This is a genomic window from Stenotrophomonas sp. YIM B06876 (assembly GCF_030711595.1).
Classification (GTDB): Bacteria; Pseudomonadota; Gammaproteobacteria; order Xanthomonadales; family Xanthomonadaceae; genus Stenotrophomonas.
In genome coordinates this window covers 1-802 of the sequence record NZ_JAUJUJ010000375.1, presented here as the reverse complement: position 1 = coordinate 802, position 802 = coordinate 1, and the positions used below count along the sequence as shown (strand labels likewise).

1 pseudogene is annotated in these 802 nt (G+C 67.2%); it reads right to left on the bottom strand.

The features are described 5' to 3' along the window. Window positions 1–802: pseudogene (locus tag QZH66_RS17410) on the bottom strand (transketolase); the annotation flags it as partial.

The following is an 802-nucleotide window of genomic DNA, read 5'->3' as shown; positions in this document are numbered from 1 at the left end:
ACTGCCAGCGCCACCTCGGAGCCGGTAGCCAGTAGCGTCACCAGCCGTGGACCCGCCTCTGCCTCGTGCAGTACATAGCCGCCGCGGGCGCAGCGGTTCTCGGACGTATGCACCGGGCGAACCAGCGGCAGACTCTGGCGCGCGAATACCAAGCTCACGGGCCCGCGTCTATGGGCCAGCGCCACCTCCCAGCATTCAGCCGCTTCAACAGCGTCGGCCGGGCGCATCACCCACATGTTGGGCATAGCGCGCAGCGAGGCCAGGATTTCCACCGGCTGGTGGGTCGGCCCGTTCTTGCCGATGCCGATGGAGTCGTGGCTGAAAACAAACTTGACCGGCAGGCCCATCAGTGCGGCCATGCGCATGGCCGGACGTTCGTAGTCCGAGAAAACGAGGTAGGTCACGCTCAGCGGGATGATGCCGCCGTGGGCCGCCATGCCGTTGGCCATGGCACCCATGACATGTTCACGCACACCGCAGTGCACATACGCGCCAGCGCGGTCGGTGGCGGTGAATGCCTGCAGACTGCGCTTGTGGCTGGTGGGGGCTTCGAGGTCGGCGCAGCCGACGACACGCTCGGGCAGCACCGGGGCGAGCAAATCGTTGATCTCGCCGGACAGAAAGATGCCACTGGGCACCGTCGGCGACTCATGGGCGCGCCGCTTGTAATCGAGCAACACATCCTGCCAGCCGGCGGGCAGTTCACCGCGGATCACGCGTTCAAACTCGGTGCGGTCGGCCGCGGGCAGGGCGACCAGGCGGTCTTGCCAAGCTTGGTGCTCGGGCAGGCTGCGGCGGCCAG